Raw genomic sequence first — 19997 nt, 5'->3', positions numbered from 1 at the left:
GCGCGTCCCAAACCCACACCGACGCCGGCGCCGGCACCCACGCCGCCCCGGACTCCGGTCCCGGTCCGTCCTGCGGCGCCCGCGCCCGAGCCGTCCGCCACCGCGACACCGCGGCCGTCACTCAGCCCGGTGCACTACCCGCACTACCGCGCCACCCGGCCGCACCAGCGGTCCTCGCGCGGGGCCACGTCGCCGCTCGTCTTCGTCCTGCTCATCACGGTGCCCGCGGTGGTCGCCGTCGCCGCGCTCCGTGCGCGCTGATCCTCTGGAGGCCTCCCTTGCCGGAATGGCTTGTTCTCACCCTCGCGATGCTGGCCGCCTGTGCCGTGGTGGTCGTCGTCACCCTCGTACGGCACCGCACGGCGTCCGACGACGAGGACCCCACCGAGACCCCGGACGTCATCGAGTACATGACGATGTGGATCGGCGTGGTGTACGCCATCGTCCTGGGCCTGGCCATCGCCGGCGTCTGGGAGGCCCGCAGCGCCGCCCAGGACCACGTGCAGACGGAGGCCGTCGCGCTGCACGAGATCTCGGAACGCGTCCGGGTCTATCCGCCCGACGTCCGTGACCGCATCCGGGATGATGTCAACGCCTATGTCGGACACGTCGTCACCACCGAGTGGAAGACCATGGCCGACCACGGCCGGGTCACCGAACGCGGCACCGAACTCCTCGACCGTGTCCGCGCGGACGTCACCGACTACGAGCCGCGGTCGGACTTCGAGGCGCAGGCCTACCAGCCGCTCGTCGACCAGGTGACCGCGGCCGACCAGGCCCGCATCGCCCGCTCGGAGTCGACCGGGGCCACCATGCCGGGCGTGGTGTGGTTCGGGCTGATCGCCGGCGCCGTCGTCACGATCGGGATGGTCTTCGCCCTGCAGATCCGCCGTACGACACGCGAACTGGTCCTCGCCGGGCTGTTCTCGGCGCTGATCGCCTTCCTGCTCTTCCTGATCTGGGACTTCGACGCGCCGTTCAGCCGCGGCGTCGCGGCGTCGACGGAGCCGTTCCTGAACCTCTTCCCGGGGGTCGAGGGCTGAGGCGGCCCGCACGGGTGCTCTCCCGGCCCCCCGGTCGGCGGGCCCGCCCCCGAAGACGGAGTCCGCACGGTCGGAACGGGCACGGGAACCGGGACGGAGACGGGGGCCGGGACGGAGACGGGGGCCGGGACGGGTCAGAATCGGCGCTCGGCCCGGCGCCGCACCCAGAACAGGCCGCCGCAGGCGACGGCCGCCGCGACGAGCCCGGCGCCGATCGCCAGGTCGGCCCGGGTCGCCCTGCCGGAGCTGCTGCCGCCGACGCCGGCGCGGACACCGCCGATGACGGTGAAGGCCGCCGGACGGGTCAGCCGCCTGCCCGAGCAGTTCACCGTGACCGTGATGTCGTACGACCCCGGCCGGGCGTCCTGCCGGATGGTGGTGGTGCCCCTGGACGTGTCGTTGGCACCCGCCACCGGGGTCAGGGAGGTCGTCCGGAACGCGTCCGAGGTCATCGTTCCGCCCTGCGGGCAGCCGTCGACCGTGACGGTCATCAGGCCGCCGCGGGCGACCGTGCTGGGCAGGGCGACGATGTTGCTCGGGGTGTGGTCGGCGCCGGCGGTGGCCGTGGGGGCGGTCAGCCCGAGGACGGCGACCGCGGCGCCGACGGCCGCCAGGGAACGAGTGTTACGCATGTGATCCTCCGCGGAAGACGCCCCGGGACCCGTCCCCGGTCGATCGGCGAGACAGCGCCTTCCTGATAGACCCTCAGTTAGCGCGCGGTCCACCGCATTTCGGAGTGGTCCGTCCTGGTGAGAGGCACGACCACCACCTGATGCCGTCTCAGGTGACGCGGCGTCACGCGCCGTCGCAGGAACGTCCTCACCGGGAACATCCCGGACGGCTCACGGCAGGGCGTGGGCGCCACCCGTTCGCCGTCGTCCCGTCGCCGCTCGCACGCGCGGCGCCTAGCGTTCTCGTATGCGCGGACGGCGCGGCGACGGCCGGGCCGAGAGGGGATGGCGAATGTATGCGTCCGAGCTGGCCGAAGAGGAGGAGCGCCCCAGGAAGCGCGCTCCCTGGGGCGTACTGGCGCTGGTGCTGCTGACCGGGCTCGCGCTCATTCGAAACGGTTCGGGGGAGTTCGACGCGGGCCCTCCGCGGCCGGCGTCGGCCGCCGCCTCGGACAGCCGCGTCGCCGCCGGCGACAGCGCCGCGCGTGGCGACGGCGCCGCCGGCCGCGCGCCACTGCCGTACGCGGTGCCCGACCGGGTCTCCGTCCCCGCCATCCAGGTGGACGCGCCGATCATGCCCGTCGGTCTGGACGCCGACGGCTGGGTCGGCGCCCCACCGCCGGAGGACCCGAATCTGGCCGGCTGGTTCACCGGCTCCGTCTCGCCCGGGGAGAAGGGCACCGCCGTCGTGGTCGGCCATGTCGACAACAAGCAGGGCCCCGCGGTCTTCTACGGACTCGGGGCCCTGGAAAAGGGAAGCGAAGTGGAAGTCCACCGCCGGGACGGCAAGACGGCGGTGTTCGATGTCTATGGCATCGAGTTGTTCGAGAAGGACGATTTCCCCGGCGACCGGGTCTACGCCTCCAAGGGCAGCCCCGAGTTGCGGGTCATCACCTGTGGCGGCGGTTTCTCCCCGCAGAACGGCTACGAGGGGAACGTCGTCGTCTTCGCCCGCCTGGCCGGGGTTCGCTGAGCGTGCCACGGCCCGCGCGGGCGTACGGAGGTCTCAGACGTTCCGCCGCCGGGGGACGGTGAGGTGGTAGCCGGAGTCCAGCAGCTCGGGCAGATAGGCGCGCAGGGCACGGACGCTCTGCGAGCGGTCGCCCCCGGCGTCGTGCGAGAGCACCACGACGCCAGGGGCGGCGCCGTCCTCGACCCGGTCGACGATGGTGCCGGTGCCGGGGGTGGTCCAGTCGAGGGTGTCGACGGTCCAGGCGAGCGGTTCCATGCCGAGTTCCGCGCCGAGCTGGAAGGTGGCGCGGTTCCACGCCCCGTACGGTGCCCGGAACCAGCGCGGCGGCTCGCCGTACGCCTGCTCGACGACCTCGCTCGTGCGCTCCATCTCGGACCGGATGCGGCGCCGGGTGAGACCGGTCAGCAGCGGGTGGGACCAGGTGTGGTTGCCGACCACGTGTCCTTCGTCGGCCATCCGGGACAGCAGGTCCTTGTGGTAGTCGACCATCTCCCCGCACACGAAGAACGTGGCGCGCACGTCGTACTTCGCCAGGGTGTCCAGGATGTCCGGGGTGTAGCGGGGGTCGGGTCCGTCGTCGAAGGTGAGCAGCATGGTGCGGCCCCGGCCGGACATGCGCAGGATCGGCTCACTGCGCACCGGGGGCCGCCGGGGGGTGGCACCGGGCGCGTCGTACCCGGTCAGGGGCTGGAGGCGGTAGGCGGAGGGCCTGAGCGGGCGGTGTGCCGGGGGACCCGGGGCCGGGGCGACCGGCCGGGTCGGCCCGTCCCCCAGGCCCACCGCGAGCGCACCGGCGGTGCCGACCGCTCCCACGGCCGCGGCGCCGGCGAGCAGAGCACGGCGCCGTGTGAGCGACTGATCCTTCTGCATGACTCATCAGTCGCCCGGCCACGGTCCGACGCACCTGAGCAACACCGGCGCGGCGGCACCGAACCACCCGCCCGGCCCAAGATCAGGAACGACTCCGATAACCTCGCCGCGTGACGGAACAGCACTCCCATCAGTTCGAACGGGGCACGGACGGACCCAAGGTCATCGTCGTCGGTGTGGACGGCTCCGACTCCTCGCTCCGGGCCGCGGCCTACGCCGGCGGTCTGGCCCGGCGGCAGGGCGCGCTGCTCGCCGTGGTGTACGTGCAGCCGGTGCTGGCGGGAGGTGCGGCGCTCGGGGCGCCGGTGGTGGAGACGACCGACGAGATCGCCGAGGACCTGGTGGCCCACATCCGGGAAGCGGCCGAACGGGTCAAGGGGATATTCGACCTCCGCTGGGAGTTCCACACGTTCCGCGGCGACCCGTACGGCGGTCTGGTGAGGACGGCCGACCAGCTGAAGGCGGACGCGGTGGTGGTGGGAGCATCCGAGCAGGCCGGTCACCGGTTCGTCGGCTCCGTCGCGGTCCGGCTGGTGAAAGCGGGTCGCTGGCCGGTGACCGTGGTGCCGTAGGCCCCTCCGAGCGGTGCGTGCGTCGTGGCTTCCGTCGCGGGCGTGTGTGAGTCATCATGATCCACCGTCAGCCGTTTGCCGTTCACAAAGAGGTGAGGCGCATGGCCGGGTTCCGCATGGGTGAGGGCGTTCTCCGTCGCAAACCCATCGAGCACATCGAGGAGACCGAGAGCGCCGAGGGCGGGGGCCTGGAGCGCACGCTGGGGCTGTGGCAGCTGACCGCGATCGGCGTGGGCGGCATCATCGGGGCGGGCATCTTCACCCTGGCCGGCACGGTCGCCAACGGCACGGCCGGCCCGGCGGTGCTCGTCTCCTTCCTCATCGCCGGCGTGGCGAGCGCGGCGGCCGCGCTGTCGTACGCCGAGTTCGCCGGGCTGATCCCGAAGGCGGGGTCCGCGTACACCTACGGGTACGCGGTCCTCGGTGAGCTGGCGGGCTGGTTCATCGGCTGGGACCTGCTCCTGGAGTACACGGCGATCGTGGCGGTGGTCGCGATCGGCATCTCCGGCTACTTCAGCTTTCTGATCGGCGAGCTGGGCGCCGACCTGCCGAACTGGATGCTGGGCGCGCCCGGCACCGGTGACGGCCACCGGGTCGACCTGTTCGCCGCGGTGCTGTGCCTGTTCATCGCGTACCTGCTCACCCTCGGCATCAAGAACGCGGCCCGCTTCGAGATGGTCGTGGTGGTGCTCAAGGTGCTGGTGGTGCTCCTGGTGATCGCCGTCGGCGTCTTCCACATCGACGCCTCGAACTACCACCCGTTCTTCCCGTACGGGGTGAGCGGGGCGTTCACCGGGGCGGCGACGGTGTTCTTCGCGGTCTTCGGCTACGACGCCATGTCGACGGCGGCCGAGGAGTCGAAGGACTCCCAGCGGCACATGCCGAAGGCGATCGTCTACTCGCTGATCATCTCGATGGTGCTGTACGTGGCCGCCTGCCTGGTGCTGACCGGCATGCAGAACTACCGGGACATCGACAAGGAGAGCGGATTCTCGACGGCGTTCAAGTCGGTGGGACTGGCCGGCCTGGCCGATGTGATCGCGGTGGGCGCCATCATCGGCATCCTCACGGTCATGTTCACCTTCATGCTGGGCGTCACCCGTGTGTGGTTCAGCATGAGCCGGGACGGGCTGCTGCCCAAGTGGTTCGCCAAGACGCACCCGACGCGGCGTGTGCCGACCCGGGTCACCTGGATCGTCGGGGCCGCGTCGGCCGCGATCGCCGGGTTCCTGCCGATCGGCGAGGCGGCCGAGCTGACCAACATCGGCATCCTGCTGGCGTTCGTGGTGGTGTGCGCGGCGGTGATCGTGCTGCGTTACCGGCAGCCCGACCTGCCGCGCACCTTCCGTACCCCGTTGATGCCCGTCGTGCCGGCACTGGGGATCGTCTTCTCGATCTGGCTGATCACGTTCCTGCAGTGGCAGACCTGGCTCCGCTTCGCCGTGTGGTTCGCGGTCGGCCTGGTGGTCTACTTCGGGTACTCCTACCGGAAGTCGGAGCTGGCGCGCCGCCGGTCGTAGTCGGCGCGCGTCAGAGGGTGCGGAGGAATGCGGCGAGGATCTCGTTGAAGACCTCGGGCTTCTCCATGTTCGGGTAGTGCGCGGCGCCTTCGACGGTGACGGAACGGCCGTCCGGGACCGTACGGGCGAGCCGCTCCGCCTCGGCGATCAGGTCGGGCGCGTCCAGGCCGCCGTTGACGGTGAGGACGGGGACGTCGATCTTCGGGACGCGGGCCCACGTGCCGGTCAGGGGCACGTGCCGGTTCTCCTCGTCCGGGGTGTGCTTGGAGAGGGTGCCGAGGGCCATCTCGCGCAGCCGGCGCCCGATGGCCGGGTCGATGTCGTCGGGGCTTCGGTGCTCGCCGGGCACGAAGCGCAGGAAGGCCTCGAGCCAGCCCTCGACGTCGCCCTCACCCAGTGCGCGGGCCTGCTCGGCCTGCACCTGCCGCACCCACGGGTCGGTGTACTCGAACTCGCTGGTGGCCGCGCCACAGGCCACCACCGCGCGGACCAGCTCCGGGTACTCCAGCACCGTGTCGGTGGCGATGGCCCCGCCCATGGACACACCCACGAGCACCGCGGGGCCGGCGTCGAGGTGGCGCAGCAGGGCGGCGAGGTCGTCGGCCCAGCGGAACGGCCCGGTCGCGTTGGCCGAGGCGCCGTGGCCGCGCACGTCGGGGGCGATCACGCGGTACCCGGTGGCCAGGGCCGGTATCTGGGCGTCGAAGACCCGGTGGTCGGCGAATCCGGAGTGCAGCAGGACGACCAGGTCCCCGGCACCGGCGTCACGGTAGGCGAGGTCGCCGTCGGCGGAGGGGAAGAAGCGCAGATCCGAAGCAGCAGTCATGACAACCAAGGTGTCATCTTGTCCCCGGCTTTGGCAACTGAGATGTCATGATGACGAGGTGAACGACATCGACGGACCTCTCCCCCCGGACGTGCTCGCCCGCCGCCTCACCGAGGTGTACGACCTGATCGGCCCCCTCTACAGGCGGACCCAGCGCAGCGTCGAGCAGGGCCTGGCCGTCCACGGCCTGTCCGTGGGCGTCCGTGCCGTGCTCGCCCTGCTGCACCGCAACGGTCCGATGACCGTGCCGCAGATGGGCCGGGCCCAGGCGATCAGCCGTCAGTTCGTGCAGCGCATGGTCAACGACGCCGCGGCCCGGGGCCTGGTGGAAAGCGTCCCGAACCCCGCGCACCGACGGTCGTCGCTGATCCGGCTCACGGACGAGGGCCGGGCCGCGATCACCGCCGTCCTGGACCGGGAGCACCTGGTGCTGCGCGAAGTCGGCGGGGACCTCACGGACGCGGACGTCGCCACGTGTCTGCGGGTGCTCGGGGCCATGCTGGGCGCCCTCGACCACGTGGACCTCGCGTGACCTACTCCCCCGCCGCCGACCCGTCCTCGGCCGCGCCCCGGCCGAGGCGCACCACCCGGCCGGCGCCGGCGTCGGACCACCGCGGCGGCACGCCGCCGGAAGCGGCCGGCGTGAACACGCCGGCGTCCGCGGCGGAGGGGGCCGGGGCCGAGCGCGCCGCCGGCTCGTGATGGCGGGCCTGACAGGCCGCGCCGGCGGCGAGAAGGGCGGTCAGGACCAGGGCCACCTGCCGACTGCGTGTGATCATCCGTTCACTCCGCTGGGGTCGCACACACCAATGAAAGTCGCATTTACTGACAAATAGCTAAAGAGGCTCCCGTCGTCAGGGAGGACTCCGACACGCCCATTAGCCCGTCCGGCGTGGGTGAACCGGGTGCGCCGACCGTTCGTCGAACCGTTCGTCGACGCGATCGACCGTCCGCCGCACGCCCGTGCGCGCACCCTGTCCCCGGACGGCGCCCTGCGATGCCATACGGCCATGACGGCCGGAATCACCCTGACGGACAGGACGCACGGGACGACCGCCGAGCACGAGCTCGCCGCACTGCAGCGCGAGCACGGCCGGCCGCTCTTCGCACTGCTGCTGCGGCTGAGCGACGGCGACCGGCAGCGCGCCGAGGACCTGTTGCAGGAGACCCTGGTCCGCGCCTGGCAGCATCCCGAGGCCCTGCGCGCCGACGACTTCGACTCGGTGCGGCCCTGGCTGCTCACCGTGGCCCGGCGCCTCGCGATCGACGCCCGCCGGGCCCGGCAGGCGCGGCCCCCGGAGGTCGGCGACGCCGTGCTGGAGAACGCGCGGGTCTGCGCCGACCACGCCGAACGGGCCACCGCCGCCCTCGACGTGCGCGAGGCTGTGAAGACGCTCACTCCGGAGCACCGTGAAGTCCTGGTGCTGGTGTACTTCCAAGGGGCGAGTGTGGCGGAAGCCGCGGCAACCCTGGGCATTCCACCCGGTACCGTGAAGTCCCGCGCGTACTACGCGCTGCGCGCCCTGCGCAGGGTGCTGCCGGGATACACCGCCGACCTGCGGTGAAACCGTCCCTATGGTCAAGCCTCCGTAAAGCGCCTTGCCGTGGACCCCGGTTGAGTAATCGGCTGTCCTCATCCGTGTTCCGGGCGGGGGCCCGTGACCCGGGTCGTGCGACACGCAGCACCGGAGGAAGGCAGGAAGGGATGCAGCACACAGGTCCAGAGAGCACGGACGGCAGTGGCGGGGGCGAACTGGCCGTTCCCATGGCGTGGTTGTACGCCGAGTACATCGCCGACGAGCTGCTGCGGACCGGCGACCTGATGCCGCCGACGTCCTTCGAGTTCCGCGCCGGGCGCGACGCCCTGGCGCTGACCGTCTTCCTGTCCGACACCGACGACGAGCTGAGCGGCATCCGGGTCGTCACCCGGCTGGAGACCTGGCTGTCCCTCACGGCCTACGACCAGCCGTGGCAGGAGTGGGTGCGCGACCGTCTGGCCGAGGCCACGGCCGAGGCGGTCGCCGCCGGCCGGCACTCGCCGGACCTGGAGCTGGCCCGGGCCGCCTGGCGCTGGCTGCGGGAGACCGAGCTGCTCGCCCCGGACCTGGACGCGGTGCCCGGCGGGGCGCCGGTGACCGGGGAGGACGAGGGGCCCAAGGTGTGGACGCCGGCCTGGCAGCTGGGGCTGCCGCTCGGCCACCTCGCCATTCACCTCTTCTAGCTAGGGCCTGTCTGACCATTCCCGTCGTCCGCCCGGAGGGCGGGCCGCGCGGCGTCCGGTGCGTACGGGTGGGAGCACGGAGCAACCCCACCCGTACGCCGGCTGATGCTGTACCGACGGTCGGCGCCGCGTCTCGTCCATCCCACGACCAGGCCCGAGCCGGGAACCGGATCGCCCGCCACGAGGTGCGGACCGCGCAGGGAGAACGCCTGGTGCGCTGCCCGTCGGCTGACCGTGGACGGCCGTCACTTGAGCAGCCGGGACAGCCTCCGGTCCGCCAGCGGCCTGCCGCCGGTCTGGCAGGTGGGGCAGTACTGGAGCGAGGAGTCGCTGAAGGAGACCTCGCGGATGGTGTCGCCGCACACCGGACAGGGCTCGCCGGTGCGGCCGTGGACCCGCAGCCCGCTCTTCTTCTCGGCCTTCAGCCGGCCCGCCGCGATGCCCCGGGAGCGTTCGACCGCCTCGGTGAGCGTGCCGCGCAGCGCCGCGTACAGCCCTGCGGTCTCCTCGTCGGTGAGCGACCCGGCCGGCTTGAAGGGGGACATCCTCGCCGCGTGCAGGATCTCGTCGCTGTACGCGTTCCCCACCCCCGCGATCAGGCTCTGGTCCCTCAGGACGCCCTTGAGCCGGCGCCGCTCGCCGTCGAGGAGACCGGCGAGTCGCGCCTCGTCGAAGTCGTCGGCGAGCGGGTCGGGGCCGAGGCGGGCCACGCCCGGCACCTCACGGGGGTCGGCCACGACGTACACCGCGAGCCGCTTCTGCGTGCCCGCCTCCGTCAGGTCGAACCCGGCGCCGGTCTCCAGGGCCACGCGCAGGGCGAGGGGGCCCTTGCCGGGGCGGGGCGGACCGTCGGGGAGGCTGTCCCTCCAGTGCAGCCAGCCGGCGCGGGCCAGGTGGGTGACCAGATGCGGACCGTCGGCGGTCTCGACGTCGAGGAACTTGCCGTAGCGGTGCACGGCGGCCACCCGGTGGCCCTCCAGTGCGGTGAGCGGGGGGTCGTACGTCTTCAGGACGCTGATCGCCACGGGGAGCACGCGGACGATCTCGCGGTCGGCGAGGTGCTCGGTCAGGAAGTCCCTGAGCGCCTCGACCTCGGGCAGTTCGGGCATACGTCAAGAGTGCCACCGGGGGCCGACAGTGCCAGTTGCCAGTGGGGTTCAGTCTTCGCGGCGGGAGCCCTCGCGGCGAGAACCTTCTCGGCGGGACACCACGAACTCGGACCACACGCACTTGCCACCGCCCCGCGCCTCCACTCCCCATTCGTCGGCGAGCGTGTCGACCAGGAGCAGCCCCCGTCCGGAGACACCGGACTCCCCGGCCTCGCGGCGGCGCGGCAGGGCGCTGGAGTGGTCCTCGACCTCGACCCGCAACCGCCGGTCGGTACCGGTGAGGAGCCGCAGGGTGACGATCGCGGAGCCCTCGGTGTGCATGAGGGCGTTGGTGATCAGTTCGTCGGCGACGAGTTCGATCTCGTCGCTCTGCCCCTTCGCGCCCCAGGACCGGACCGCGGCGCGGACCATGTGCCGGGCCTCGGTGAGGGCCTCGGGGTCGCCCGGGGACACGTGCTGCCGGATCCGGCCGAAGGTCCGGGGTGCGTCCAGCCGGTGACGGCGCAGCAGGAGCAGCGCCACGTCGTCGTCGCCGCCGCGCTCCTCGGCGACGTCGATGAGCCGGTCGGCGAGGTCCCGTACGTCCCGCGGGCCCGAGGCGACCAGCGCCGTGAGAAGCCGCGTGCCCTCGTCGAGGTCGACGCCGGGCTGCTCGACCAGGCCGTCGGTGCACAGCAGCAGGGTGTTGCCGGGGTCCAGCTCGACGGTGGCGACCGGGTAGACGAGGCGTCCGAACTCGGCGGACAGGCCGAGCGGCAGCCCGCCCTCGACGGGAACCCGGCGGCAGGTGCCGTCGCCGTAGCGCAGCAGGGGGTCGATGTGTCCGGCACGGACCACCTGGACCACTCCGGTGGCCAGGTCGACCTCCGCGTACAGGCAGGTCGCGAAGCGGTCGGTGTCGAGTTCGTGGAGGAAGACGGAGGCCCGCGCCATCACGGTGGCCGGGGGATGGCCCTCGGCGGCGTAGGCGCGCAGCACGATGCGCAGCTGGCCCATGACGGCGGCGGCGTGCGTGTCGTGCCCCTGGACGTCGCCGATGACGGCGCCGACCCGCCCGCCGGGCAGCGGGATCAGGTCGTACCAGTCGCCGCCGATGTCCCGGCCGAAGGTGCCCCCGATGGTGGCCGCGCGGTAGCGGACGGCGACGTCGCAGCCGGGCACGCTGGGGATGGTGCGCGGCAGCATGGCCTGCTGCAGGCCCTGGGCGAGGTCCATCTCCTGCTCGTAGAGCATGGCCCGCTGCAGGCTCTGAGCGATGCCGCTGCCGAGCGCGACGAGTACGTTGCGGTCCTCCGCGGAGAAACCGCGCCGGTCGCTGTAGAGCAGCCCGATCGCGCCGATCGGCCGGGCCTGGGCGATCAGCGGCAGGTAGGCGGCCGCGGTGATGTTCAGGTGGATGATGTCCTTCCACAGCAGGGGGTAGCGTTCCGCGAACTCCTCCGGCGACTCGATGAAACGGGGGCTGAGGGTCCGTACGGCCTCGCTCATCGGGTACGGCTCGTCGATCCGGGTGACACGGGTGCCGGGGACGAAGCTGTCGTCGGGGCCGTCGGCGACCAGCCGGATGCGGCCGGCCTCGACCAGGCCCATGACCAGGCTGGTGGCGCCCAGGCGGGTGAGGCCGTGGGTGTCCCGCAGGACCTCGATGACGTCGTCCACCGTACGGGCGTGCGCGAGAGCCGCCGTGGCGAGCTGGACGACGTTGGTGAGCCGGCGGCTGGCCTCGTCCTGCGCGGCCTGCTCGTGGCCGCCCTCGATGTCGCCGACCTCCTGGGTGGCGTCGCGGACGATGCCGATGATCCGGCGGGGGCGGCCGGTCTCGTCCCGGCGGATGTAGCCCTGGGTGCGGGTCCAGCGCAGGGTGCCGTCGCGGCGGCGCAGGCGGAAGTAGGTGGCGTAGTTCTCGCTGCCGTCCTTCATGGCCCGGGCGACGATGGTGTCCATACGGCGTACCTCCGCCGTGGGCACGCGCGCCGACAGCGACTCGGGGCGGCCGTCGTACTCCTCCGGGCGCAGGTCGAACACCTCGTAGGCCTGGGCGTCCATGTGGAGCAGTCCCGTGTCCAGGTCCCAGTCGAAGCTGCCCATGCGGTTGAGCGCCAGGATCGGGTCCGGGTGGGCGGGCCAGTCGTCCGGGAGTGGCAGGGCACTCGCTCCCCGATCAACCATGGGCCCCACCTTGCCAGGGTTTGTCCGATTCTTCGACTCCTGGTCCACCGCCCGGGCCCCGCAGGTCCGGGAGACCGGGAGACCTCCGGCCGACCGGGGTACACAGAGCGTGATCGTACGAGAGGAGCGCGGCAGTGGAGTGGTTCACCGCACCCGACTACTGGCTGAGCCGGCTGGTCTTCCAGCGCGCCCTGGCCGTCGTGTACCTGGTCGCGTTCCTGACGGCGGCCCTGCAGTTCCGCGCGCTGATCGGCGAGCGCGGCCTGACGCCGGTGCCCCGCTTCCTGGAGCGGGTGCCGTTCGCACGGGCGCCGAGCCTGTTCCAGCTGCGCTACTCGGACCGTCTCTTCGCGGTCGTGGCGTGGGCGGGCTGCGCGGTGTCGGCGGCGCTGGTGGCCGGCCTGGACTCACTGCTGCCGCTGTGGGGGGCCATGCTGCTGTGGCTGGTGCCGTGGGCGCTGTACCTGTCGGTCGTGAACGTCGGACAGACCTGGTACTCCTTCGGCTGGGAGTCACTGCTGCTGGAGACCGGCTTCGTCGCCGTGTTCCTCGGCAACGACGAGGTGGCACCGCCGATCCTGGTGCTGTTCCTGCTGCGCTGGCTGCTGTTCCGCGTCGAGTTCGGGGCGGGGCTGATCAAGATGCGCGGCGACGAGTGCTGGCGGAAGCTGACCTGCCTGGACCACCATCACGAGACCCAGCCGATGCCGGGACCGCTGAGCTGGTTCTTCCACCATCTGCCCCGGCCGCTGCACCGGGTGGAGGTGGCCGCGAACCACTTCACGCAGCTCGTGGTGCCCTTCCTGCTGTTCACCCCGCAGCCCGTCGCGTCGGCCGCCGCTGCGCTCATGATCGTCACCCAGCTGTGGCTGGTGCTGTCGGGCAACTTCGCCTGGCTGAACTGGATCACCATCGTGCTGGCCCTGTCGGCGCTGCAGTTCCCGGCCGATCCGCCGTCCGTGTCCGCCGCGCCGCTCTGGTACGAGATCGTGGTCCTCGCGGTGGCGGCACTGCTGGTGTTCCTCAGCCACCGGCCGGTCCTCAACATGATCTCCCGCCGTCAGGTCATGAACCGCTCCTTCGACCCGCTGCACCTGGTCAACACGTACGGCGCGTTCGGAAGCGTCAGCCGGATCCGCTACGAGGTGGTGGTCGAGGGAACCGCCGACGAGGTGGCCCGCGAGGACTCCCAGTGGCTCGAGTACGAGTTCAAGGGCAAGCCCGGTGATCCGCGGCGCTGGCCCCGCCAGTTCGCGCCGTACCATCTGCGGCTGGACTGGCTGATGTGGTTCGCCGCGCTGTCGCCCGCGTACGCCGGGCCGTGGTTCGGCACCCTGGTGGAACGGCTGCTGGAGAACGACCGCGCCACGCTGAGACTGCTGCGCCGCTCCCCGTTCCCGCCCGATGCGCCACCGCGCTTCGTCCGCGCCCGGCTGTTCCGGTACCGGTACACGACGTGGCGCGAGCTGCGGGATACGGGCGCGTGCTGGGAGCGGACGTATGTGCGGGAGTTCCTGCCGCCGACGCGGCTGGCCGGGGTGCCGAAGAGCTCGTAGGACGGGCGTGGGCCCGGCGCACCCGTGCGGGTGGACCGGGCCCACGCGTGGTGCTACGCGCGCTTCAGCCGCAGGGTCATCAGCTGGAACGGACGCAGCCGTACGGCGATCCGGTCGCCGTCGGCCTCCACCGCGGCCGCCTCCTCGGCGAGCGGGCGCTCCAGCAGGTCGGTGACCGCCACGCCGGCGACCGGGAAGCCGGCCGTCAGGGTGGCCTTCACCCGGCCGCCGTGGGCCTCGTGGAAGCGGACCACCACGTCACCACTGCCGTCGTCGGCGAGCTTGACGGCGGTGACCACGACCGCGTCCCGGTCGGCCGACACCAGGGGCGCGACCTCCCCGGCACCCGACAGGCGCCGCTCGGGCAGGTTGATCCGCCAGCCCTCGCGCACGGCGTCGCCGATGCCCGCGCCGGGCACCAGCGCGTGCCGGAAACGGTGCACGCCCTGATCGGTCTCGGGGTCCGGGAAGCGCGGGGCGCGCAGCAGGGAGACCCGCACGGTGGTGGTCGTACCGGCGTCGCCGTCGGTGCGGACGGTACGGGTGACGTCGTGGCCGTACGTCGAGTCGTTGACAAGTGCGACGCCCCACCCGGGCTCCTCGAGGTGGAGGAACCGGTGGTTGCAGGCCTCGAACCTGGCCGCCTCCCAGCTGGTGTTGGTGTGGGTGGGCCGGTGGAAGTGCCCGAACTGGGTCTCCGACGCGTACCGTTCCGCGTGCACGTCGAGCGGGAAGGCGAGCTTGAGGAACTTCTCCGTCTCGTGCCAGTCGACCTCGGTGTCCACCTCCAGCCTGCGCTCACCCGGCGCCAGCGTCAGCACCTGGGTGACGTGGGAGGAGCCGAAGGAGCGGACGATCCGCACCGAGGCGCCGTCGTCGCCGGGGGCGGCCTCGTCGGCGTCGGTGAGGTCGGTGACCGTGTTGCGGTAGAACTCGTCGACGTCCCAGGCGTCCCACATGTTGGGGAAGTCGGGGTGGAGCTGGAGCAGGTTGCCCGCCGCGCCCGGAGCGACGGTCTCGCGGTCGGCGGTGACGTCGTACGCCGACACCACCAGCCCCCGGTCGTCGATCTCGACGCGCAGCAGGCCGTTGTCCAGGACGTGTCCGCCGCCGGGGCGCGGCGTGAGGTCCGTGCGGCCCTCGGTGGTGGGTGCGGCGGCGGCGCCGGCCGGGACGCCCGCCCGGGTGTGGGGGGCGGCGTTGAAGACCAGCGGGGTGTCGCCCTCGCCGGCCAGGGCGCGCTGGGCGGCGTCGATGATGCCGTTCAGTTCCCCGGCGACGCGGTCGTAGGTGGCGCGTGCCTCGCGGTGCACCCAGGCGATGGAGGAGCCGGGCAGGATGTCGTGGAACTGGTGCAGCAGGACCGTCTTCCAGATGCGGTCCAGGTGGTCGTACGGGTACGGGAACCCGGCGCGCACGGCCGCCGTGGCCGCCCACAGCTCGGCCTCCCGCAGGAGGTGCTCGCTGCGGCGGTTGCCCTGCTTGGTCTTGGCCTGGCTGGTGAGGGTGGCGCGGTGCAGTTCGAGGTAGAGCTCGCCGACCCAGACGGGCGGCTGCGGGTTCTCGGCCCGCGCCTTCTCGAAGAAGGCCTGCGGGGTCTCCCACTCGACCGTCGCCGAGCCCTCGAGGTCACGCAGCCGGGCCGCCTTGGCGACCATCTCGCGGGTGGTGCCGCCGCCCCCGTCGCCCCATCCGGTCGGGGCGAGGGAGTGCCGGGCGACACCCTTGTCCTTGAAGTTGCGGGCCGCGTGCGCGATCTCGCTGCCCTTCATGGAGCAGTTGTAGGTGTCGACGGGCGGGAAGTGCGTGAAGATCCGGGTGCCGTCGATGCCCTCCCAGCGGAAGGTGTGGTGCGGAAACTTGTTCGTCTGCGACCAGGAGATCTTCTGCGTCAGCAGGTACTTGGCGCCGGCCGCCTTGATGATCTGCGGCAGCCCGGCCGCGAAGCCGAAGGTGTCCGGCAGCCACGCCTCGTCGTTCTCGACACCGAACTCGTCGAGGAAGAACCGCTTGCCGTGCACGAACTGCCGGGCCATCGCCTCCGAGCCGGGCATGTTGGTGTCCGACTCCACCCACATGCCGCCGGCCGGCACGAACCGTCCGTCGGCGACCGCCTTCTTGACCCGCGCCCACACCTCGGGCCGGTGGTCGCGCACCCACGCCCACTGCTGGGCCTGCGACATGGCGAAGACGAAGTCGGGCTCGTCCTCGAGGAGGGCCGTCATGTTGGAGGTGGTGCGGGCGACCTTGCGCACGGTCTCGCGCAGCGGCCACAGCCACGCCGAGTCGATGTGCGCGTGGCCGACGGCGCTGATGCGGTGCGCGGAGGGGACGGCGGGCGCGGACAGTACCTCGGTGAGGCGGGAACGTGCCTCGTCCGCGGTGCCGTTGACGTCCTGGAGGTCGATGGCGTCCAGCGCCTTGTCCACCGCGCGCAGGATCTCCCAGCGCCGCGGCGACTCCACCGGCAGTTCGGCCATCAGCTCGCCGAGGACCTCCAGGTCGAGCACGAGGTTCCACACCGTCTCGTCGAGGACGGCGAGGTCCATGCGGGTGAGCGTGTACTGCGGCTCGCTGCCCGCCGTGTCCCTGTCGCCGAGCCGCGTGGGCACGAAGGGGTGGTAGTCGAGGATGACGGGGTTGGAGGCGGCCTCGATGTGCAGGCGCACCTCCTCACCGCCCTCGACGGGGGCCCCGACGCGCACCCACTGGTTGCGCGGGTTGAGGCCCTTCACCGGGGTGCCGTCGGGCCGGTAGACCAGGCCCTCGCACTGGAAGCCGGGCATGTTCTCGTCGAAGCCGAGGTCGAGGATCGCCTCGACGGTCTTCCCGGCCCACTCCTTCGGCACGGTGCCGGTGACCCGGAACCAGCTGGTGCCCCAGGGGGCGCCCCAGCGGGCGCCCACCTCGATGGGCTCGGGTGCGGCCGCGAGTCCCTCCTCGACCGGCACGGGCTCGCCGGGCGCGTGCCACACCGCCACGTCCAGGGGCACGGACTCGGGGTAGAGGGCGGGGCGGACACGCTCGTCGAGGACGCGCTTGAGGCGGGCTTCGACCAGGTTGCGGTCGTCATGCATGCGGGTGCTCCGGGGTTGGTGGGGCGGCTGGTTACCAGGAGTGGGTGACGGTTGCGGGAGCGGACGTGGTGTACAGCTCCCCCACGGCACGCAGTTCGAACCGTGCGGTCCGCTCGCCCGGTTCGGGCCGCAGTCCGCCGGCGAACCAGGCGTGCTGGCAGGTGCCGCCGAGGAAGCGGCGGGTGCCGTCGGGCAGGACGCGGTGGAGGGTGTGGTGGCGGACGTCGCCGAGTGCCCGGTTCCAGGCGAAGCGCAGGTCGCCGCCGGCCGAGCCGGTGATCCGCAGGGCCGTGGGCGAGGCGGGCGCCGTCGCCGCTCCCGTGCGGACGGCGAGGCCGCCGGCCCGCCACCGCACGGGGCCCTCGGTCGCGGTGAGCCGCACGCCGAGCGCGTGCAGGGTGCCGGACAGCCCCGTGAGCGGCACGGTGACCGTCTGCCAGCCGCCCACCGACTTCACAGTCCGCCCGGCCGTTACGGGCAGCATGCGGTACGGCGGTGCCGCGCCCGGTTCACCGGCGTCGGCCATGGCGACGGCGAGTTCGACGTTCACCGTGCCCGCGTCCGTGCGGTGCGTCAGCTCGACAACCGTGTCGCCGCCCACCGGGAGCCGGGTCGCGTACAGGTCCAGGACCGCCGGCTCGTCGAGTTCACCGTCGACCAGCACACTGCTGCCGCCCCGCCAGGCGTCCGCGAAGTCGAAGGAGACCGCCGGGCGCGCCCCCTCGGTCCGCACCACCCACCGCCTCGACGGCAGCCGGTCCTGGAGGCCGAGGTGGTTCCAGGGCGTGTCCGCGGTGACGGCGCCCTCCTCGTACCACCGCAGTCCGTGCCCGGTGTTGAACGCGGTCGCGAACGGCAGCGACGTGACCGTCGACCGGTCGGCGACCGAGACGGCGGGCGCCCGCCAGCCGGTCCCGCCGTCCGGTCGGGACGGGTCGAGCGACGCCCCCGTCCAGAACCGGTCGTCGGCGGCATGGAAGTCTCCGGGTGTCCGCCGGTCCGCCGGCAGGTGGTTGCGGGTCCACTCGGGCCGGTAGAGACCGATCGACGTGACGTGCGCCCGGTCCTTCGGCACGATCGCGTCCCAGTCCTCGGACGTGTTCCAGCCGTTGGCCTCCACGTCCACGCCGGCCCACAGCTCGTAGCGGCTGCGGCCCTGCCGCTCGGCTCGCTCCCCGGAGGAGGCGAGGCGGTCGGCCGTCCAGCGGAAGTCGACGAACATGTCGTCGGCGGCCTCGAAGAACGCCTGGTTCCGGTCGTTGAGCGCCCCCTGCCAGCTGACCGCCCCGTCCACGGTCATCGAGTCGTACCAGGTCACCCGCTGCCGCTTGGCCGAAGCGAGGGACTTCAGCTCCCGCAGGAAGCCCCTCATGTCCGCACCGAGCGCGGCGTCCCCTCCCCCGGTCTCGGCGTTCACGAACCAGCCGTCGAAGCCGTACGCCTCGGCGACCGCGACGAGTTGCGCGGCGAGCGGGAAGCGTCCGGCGGCGTCCTTGCGCACCAGGTCGCGGGTCCACCGCAGCTGTCCGCCGTAGGCGACGGGCGGCAGGAAGACGTTGCCGAGGACGGGCACGCCGTGGCGGTGGGCGGCGTCGACGATCGGCGCGTTCGGGGCGAGGATCAGGCCCTCGCCCGACGAGCCTCCCCAGAAGACGAGTTCGTCGACGTAGGCCCAGTGGGTGAGGGCGTAGTAGTCGGCGGTGGCCGAGCCCTGGGAGGGGTTGCTCGCGGTGGGGCCGAAGGAGACCAGGGACTGGACGCGGGCCTGACCGGCGCGGGCCGTGGTGTTCACGGGCGTGGGGGTGAAGCGGTCGGCGAGCGGTACGGAGGCCGTGTTGAAGGCGAGGTCGGGGTCGTTGTCCGCGCGCCACTCCCTGAGGCTGCGCCAGGTGATCCCGGCGCCCGGGGTGCCGGAGGGCAGCGAGTCGGGGAACCAGTAGGAGGCGTACGGCTGGAGTGCCGGGGCGGCCTCGGCGGCGCCCCGCGGTGCGGCGGTCGCGGGCAGGGCGGGCCACAGGGCGGCTCCGGCCCCGGCGAGCAGGACGGTGCGTCGGGTGGGGGTCACGAGCGGGTGCCTCCTTGGCGGACGTGGGATCCGTGCGGGGTGGGGAGTACCTGGTCGGGAGTGACGATCTCGGTGATGCCGCGCGCCGCGAGGTGCTCGGTGTCGCCGGCGCGCGCGTCGAGGACGGTGGTCGGGCGGGCGCCGTCGGCGACCAGCCGGAAGAAGGCGTCGAAGACGGCGCCGCCGGGGGCACAGGCCGAGCGCGCGACCGGGTCGGCCGGGACGGTCAACGCGGTGGTGCGGGCAGCGGGGGCGGGGTGGGATCCCTCGCGCGCCGAGCGCGCCGAGCGGGCGGCGCGGGCCAGGGCCAGGGCCGTGTCCTTGGGGCGGCGGTCGTTGGTCAGCAGGCCGAGCCCGTACTCCAGTTCGGGGAAGTCGGCCAGCGACCGGGACACGTCGTGGGAGCACCACCAGGTGATACCCCACAGGTCCGGGCAGTCCAGGGCGTTGGCGACGGTCGCCTCGGTGAAGGCGGCGGCGTGCTCGGCGGGGACGAGGGGTGCCGGGGCACCGACCTCCTGCAGCCAGACCGGGCGGTGCGGGTCCTCGGCCCAGGCTTTGCTCAGCTCGATCAGGTAGGCGGCGTGGTACTCGCTGGGCACGGAGGCGCGGCCGTGGCGCTGGGCGGTGCCGTTGAAGACCCAGGAGTGCACGGCCGTCACGGCGCCCTGCCGGGCGGCCTGGGCCGGGGTGAACGGCTGGTCGTCCTGGTACCAGGTCGCGTCGTACTCGGCGTGCAGGTGCATCCGGCCCGGGGCGCCCTCCTCGCAGGCGGCGAGCATCCGCTCCAGCCAGGCGTCGATCTGGGCGCTGGTCGCCCGGTCCGGGTCGGGGTGGGGCCCGGCGGAGAACTGGTTGACCTCGTTGCCGAGGGTCATGCCGAGGAAGTTGGGCCGGCCGGCCAGGGCGGCGGCGAGGGTGCGCAGGTAGGCGGCCTGGCCGTCGATGACCTCGGGGTCGGTGAACAGGTTGCGCCGGTGCCAGGTGCGGGTCCAGGCCGGCACGAAGTCGAAGCTGCTCAGGTGGCCCTGGAGGCCGTCGACGTTGACGTCGAGGCCGCGTTCACCGGCCGCGTCGACCAGCTCGACCAGGTGCTCGACCGCGCGCTCGCGGATCAGGGCGCGGTTGGGCTGGAAGTAGGGCCACAGCGGGAAGACGCGGATGTGGTCCACGTCCAGCGCGGCGACGGAGTCGAGGTCGGCGCGGACCGAGTCGAGGTCGAAGTCGAGCCAGTGGTGGAACCACCCTTCGCTCGGGGTGTAGTTGACGCCGAAGCGCACGGCAGGAGGCATGCGGTGTCCTTGTGAGGGGGGAACTGCGGGCAT

At 72.5% G+C, this 19997-nt stretch carries 16 protein-coding genes and 2 pseudogenes; 9 read left to right on the top strand and 9 right to left on the bottom strand.

Features of this window, described 5'->3' with window-relative positions:
• A pseudogene (locus RM812_RS28395) lies at positions 1-261 on the top strand (hypothetical protein); the annotation flags it as partial.
• A gap of 17 nt (positions 262-278) precedes the next feature.
• Positions 279-1043, top strand: a complete 765-nt coding sequence (locus tag RM812_RS28390; RefSeq protein ID WP_311578272.1) for a bestrophin-like domain — start codon at positions 279-281, stop codon at positions 1041-1043.
• Positions 1044-1177: 134 nt separating this feature from the next.
• On the opposite strand, the gene RM812_RS28385 is transcribed toward RM812_RS28390, so the two are convergent.
• Entirely contained in the window at positions 1178-1675 is a 498-nt protein-coding gene (locus RM812_RS28385) for a hypothetical protein (protein WP_311578269.1), read from the bottom strand.
• Between the two features lie 331 nt (positions 1676-2006).
• On the opposite strand from RM812_RS28385, the gene RM812_RS28380 reads away from it, so the two are divergent.
• Entirely contained in the window at positions 2007-2687 is a 681-nt protein-coding gene (locus RM812_RS28380; RefSeq protein ID WP_311578266.1) for a class F sortase, read from the top strand.
• Between the two features lie 33 nt (positions 2688-2720).
• On the opposite strand, the gene RM812_RS28375 is transcribed toward RM812_RS28380, so the two are convergent.
• The gene (locus RM812_RS28375) at positions 2721-3557 is read right to left on the bottom strand and encodes a polysaccharide deacetylase family protein (RefSeq protein ID WP_311578262.1); all 837 of its coding nucleotides are present in this window, start codon (positions 3555-3557) and stop codon (positions 2721-2723) included.
• Positions 3558-3667: 110 nt separating this feature from the next.
• Between RM812_RS28375 and RM812_RS28370 the strand changes: the two genes are divergently transcribed.
• Positions 3668-4129: a universal stress protein gene (locus tag RM812_RS28370; RefSeq protein ID WP_311578260.1), complete on the top strand. Its 462-nt coding sequence runs from the start codon at positions 3668-3670 to the stop codon at positions 4127-4129.
• A 101-nt stretch (positions 4130-4230) separates the two neighbouring features.
• A complete protein-coding gene (locus RM812_RS28365) occupies positions 4231-5649 on the top strand; it encodes an amino acid permease (protein ID WP_311578257.1) in 1419 nt (472 codons plus the stop codon).
• A gap of 10 nt (positions 5650-5659) precedes the next feature.
• On the opposite strand, the gene RM812_RS28360 is transcribed toward RM812_RS28365, so the two are convergent.
• Positions 5660-6475, bottom strand: a complete 816-nt coding sequence (locus tag RM812_RS28360; RefSeq protein WP_311578254.1) for an alpha/beta fold hydrolase — start codon at positions 6473-6475, stop codon at positions 5660-5662.
• A 58-nt stretch (positions 6476-6533) separates the two neighbouring features.
• On the opposite strand from RM812_RS28360, the gene RM812_RS28355 reads away from it, so the two are divergent.
• A complete protein-coding gene (locus tag RM812_RS28355; RefSeq protein WP_311578251.1) occupies positions 6534-7007 on the top strand; it encodes a MarR family winged helix-turn-helix transcriptional regulator in 474 nt (157 codons plus the stop codon).
• An 82-nt stretch (positions 7008-7089) separates the two neighbouring features.
• Here RM812_RS28355 and RM812_RS28350 read toward each other — a convergent pair.
• Positions 7090-7254: pseudogene (locus RM812_RS28350) on the bottom strand (CapA family protein); the annotation flags it as partial.
• 231 nt (positions 7255-7485) lie between these two features.
• Here RM812_RS28350 and RM812_RS28345 point away from each other — a divergent pair.
• Positions 7486-8040 carry a sigma-70 family RNA polymerase sigma factor gene (locus tag RM812_RS28345; protein WP_311578275.1) on the top strand — a complete coding sequence of 185 codons (555 nt, stop codon included), beginning with the start codon at positions 7486-7488 and terminating at the stop codon, positions 8038-8040.
• 140 nt (positions 8041-8180) lie between these two features.
• Positions 8181-8696: a hypothetical protein gene (locus tag RM812_RS28340; RefSeq protein WP_311578248.1), complete on the top strand. Its 516-nt coding sequence runs from the start codon at positions 8181-8183 to the stop codon at positions 8694-8696.
• A gap of 245 nt (positions 8697-8941) precedes the next feature.
• Here RM812_RS28340 and RM812_RS28335 read toward each other — a convergent pair whose 3' ends face one another.
• Together RM812_RS28335 and RM812_RS28330 are read right to left on the bottom strand one after the other, a co-directional pair.
• A complete protein-coding gene (locus RM812_RS28335; protein WP_311578245.1) occupies positions 8942-9805 on the bottom strand; it encodes an Fpg/Nei family DNA glycosylase in 864 nt (287 codons plus the stop codon).
• Between the two features lie 48 nt (positions 9806-9853).
• Positions 9854-11974 (bottom strand): SpoIIE family protein phosphatase, encoded by a 2121-nt coding sequence (locus tag RM812_RS28330; protein ID WP_311578242.1) that lies wholly within the window; start codon positions 11972-11974, stop codon positions 9854-9856.
• Positions 11975-12108: 134 nt separating this feature from the next.
• Between RM812_RS28330 and RM812_RS28325 the strand changes: the two genes are divergently transcribed.
• A complete protein-coding gene (locus RM812_RS28325) occupies positions 12109-13530 on the top strand; it encodes a lipase maturation factor family protein (protein ID WP_311578239.1) in 1422 nt (473 codons plus the stop codon).
• Between the two features lie 53 nt (positions 13531-13583).
• On the opposite strand, the gene RM812_RS28320 is transcribed toward RM812_RS28325, so the two are convergent.
• From RM812_RS28320 to RM812_RS28310, 3 genes are read right to left on the bottom strand one after another with little or no spacing between them, the layout of a single operon-like run.
• Positions 13584-16607 (bottom strand): alpha-mannosidase, encoded by a 3024-nt coding sequence (locus tag RM812_RS28320; RefSeq protein WP_311578236.1) that lies wholly within the window; start codon positions 16605-16607, stop codon positions 13584-13586.
• A 31-nt stretch (positions 16608-16638) separates the two neighbouring features.
• Complete coding sequence (locus RM812_RS28315) at positions 16639-18672, bottom strand: endo-beta-N-acetylglucosaminidase (protein ID WP_311578232.1); 2034 nt, start codon at positions 18670-18672, stop codon at positions 16639-16641.
• On the bottom strand, positions 18669-19964 hold the full coding sequence (locus tag RM812_RS28310; RefSeq protein ID WP_311578229.1) for a glycoside hydrolase 5 family protein: 1296 nt from the start codon (positions 19962-19964) through the stop codon (positions 18669-18671). The genes RM812_RS28315 and RM812_RS28310 overlap by 4 nt, the downstream gene beginning before the upstream one ends.
• Positions 19965-19997 lie beyond the last annotated feature (33 nt).

The organism is Streptomyces lancefieldiae, assembly GCF_031845825.1.
Classification (GTDB): domain Bacteria; phylum Actinomycetota; class Actinomycetes; order Streptomycetales; family Streptomycetaceae; genus Streptomyces; species Streptomyces lancefieldiae.
The sequence above is the reverse complement of the archived record's forward strand: the minus strand, read 5'-3'. Positions and strand labels throughout refer to the sequence as shown.

Excerpts from the sequence above, each read along its gene's own strand:
- RM812_RS28330 (WP_311578242.1), bottom strand. The coding sequence starts at position 11,974 with ATGGTTGATCGGGGAGCGAGTGCCCTGCCACTCCCGGACGACTGGCCC.
- RM812_RS28310 (WP_311578229.1), bottom strand. The coding sequence starts at position 19,964 with ATGCCTCCTGCCGTGCGCTTCGGCGTCAACTACACCCCGAGCGAAGGG.
- RM812_RS28380 (WP_311578266.1), top strand. The coding sequence starts at position 2,007 with ATGTATGCGTCCGAGCTGGCCGAAGAGGAGGAGCGCCCCAGGAAGCGC.
- RM812_RS28385 (WP_311578269.1), bottom strand. The coding sequence starts at position 1,675 with ATGCGTAACACTCGTTCCCTGGCGGCCGTCGGCGCCGCGGTCGCCGTC.
- RM812_RS28320 (WP_311578236.1), bottom strand. The coding sequence starts at position 16,607 with ATGCATGACGACCGCAACCTGGTCGAAGCCCGCCTCAAGCGCGTCCTC.
- RM812_RS28375 (WP_311578262.1), bottom strand. The coding sequence starts at position 3,557 with ATGCAGAAGGATCAGTCGCTCACACGGCGCCGTGCTCTGCTCGCCGGC.
- RM812_RS28335 (WP_311578245.1), bottom strand. The coding sequence starts at position 9,805 with ATGCCCGAACTGCCCGAGGTCGAGGCGCTCAGGGACTTCCTGACCGAG.
- RM812_RS28360 (WP_311578254.1), bottom strand. The coding sequence starts at position 6,475 with ATGACTGCTGCTTCGGATCTGCGCTTCTTCCCCTCCGCCGACGGCGAC.
- RM812_RS28345 (WP_311578275.1), top strand. The coding sequence starts at position 7,486 with ATGACGGCCGGAATCACCCTGACGGACAGGACGCACGGGACGACCGCC.
- RM812_RS28365 (WP_311578257.1), top strand. The coding sequence starts at position 4,231 with ATGGCCGGGTTCCGCATGGGTGAGGGCGTTCTCCGTCGCAAACCCATC.
- RM812_RS28340 (WP_311578248.1), top strand. The coding sequence starts at position 8,181 with ATGCAGCACACAGGTCCAGAGAGCACGGACGGCAGTGGCGGGGGCGAA.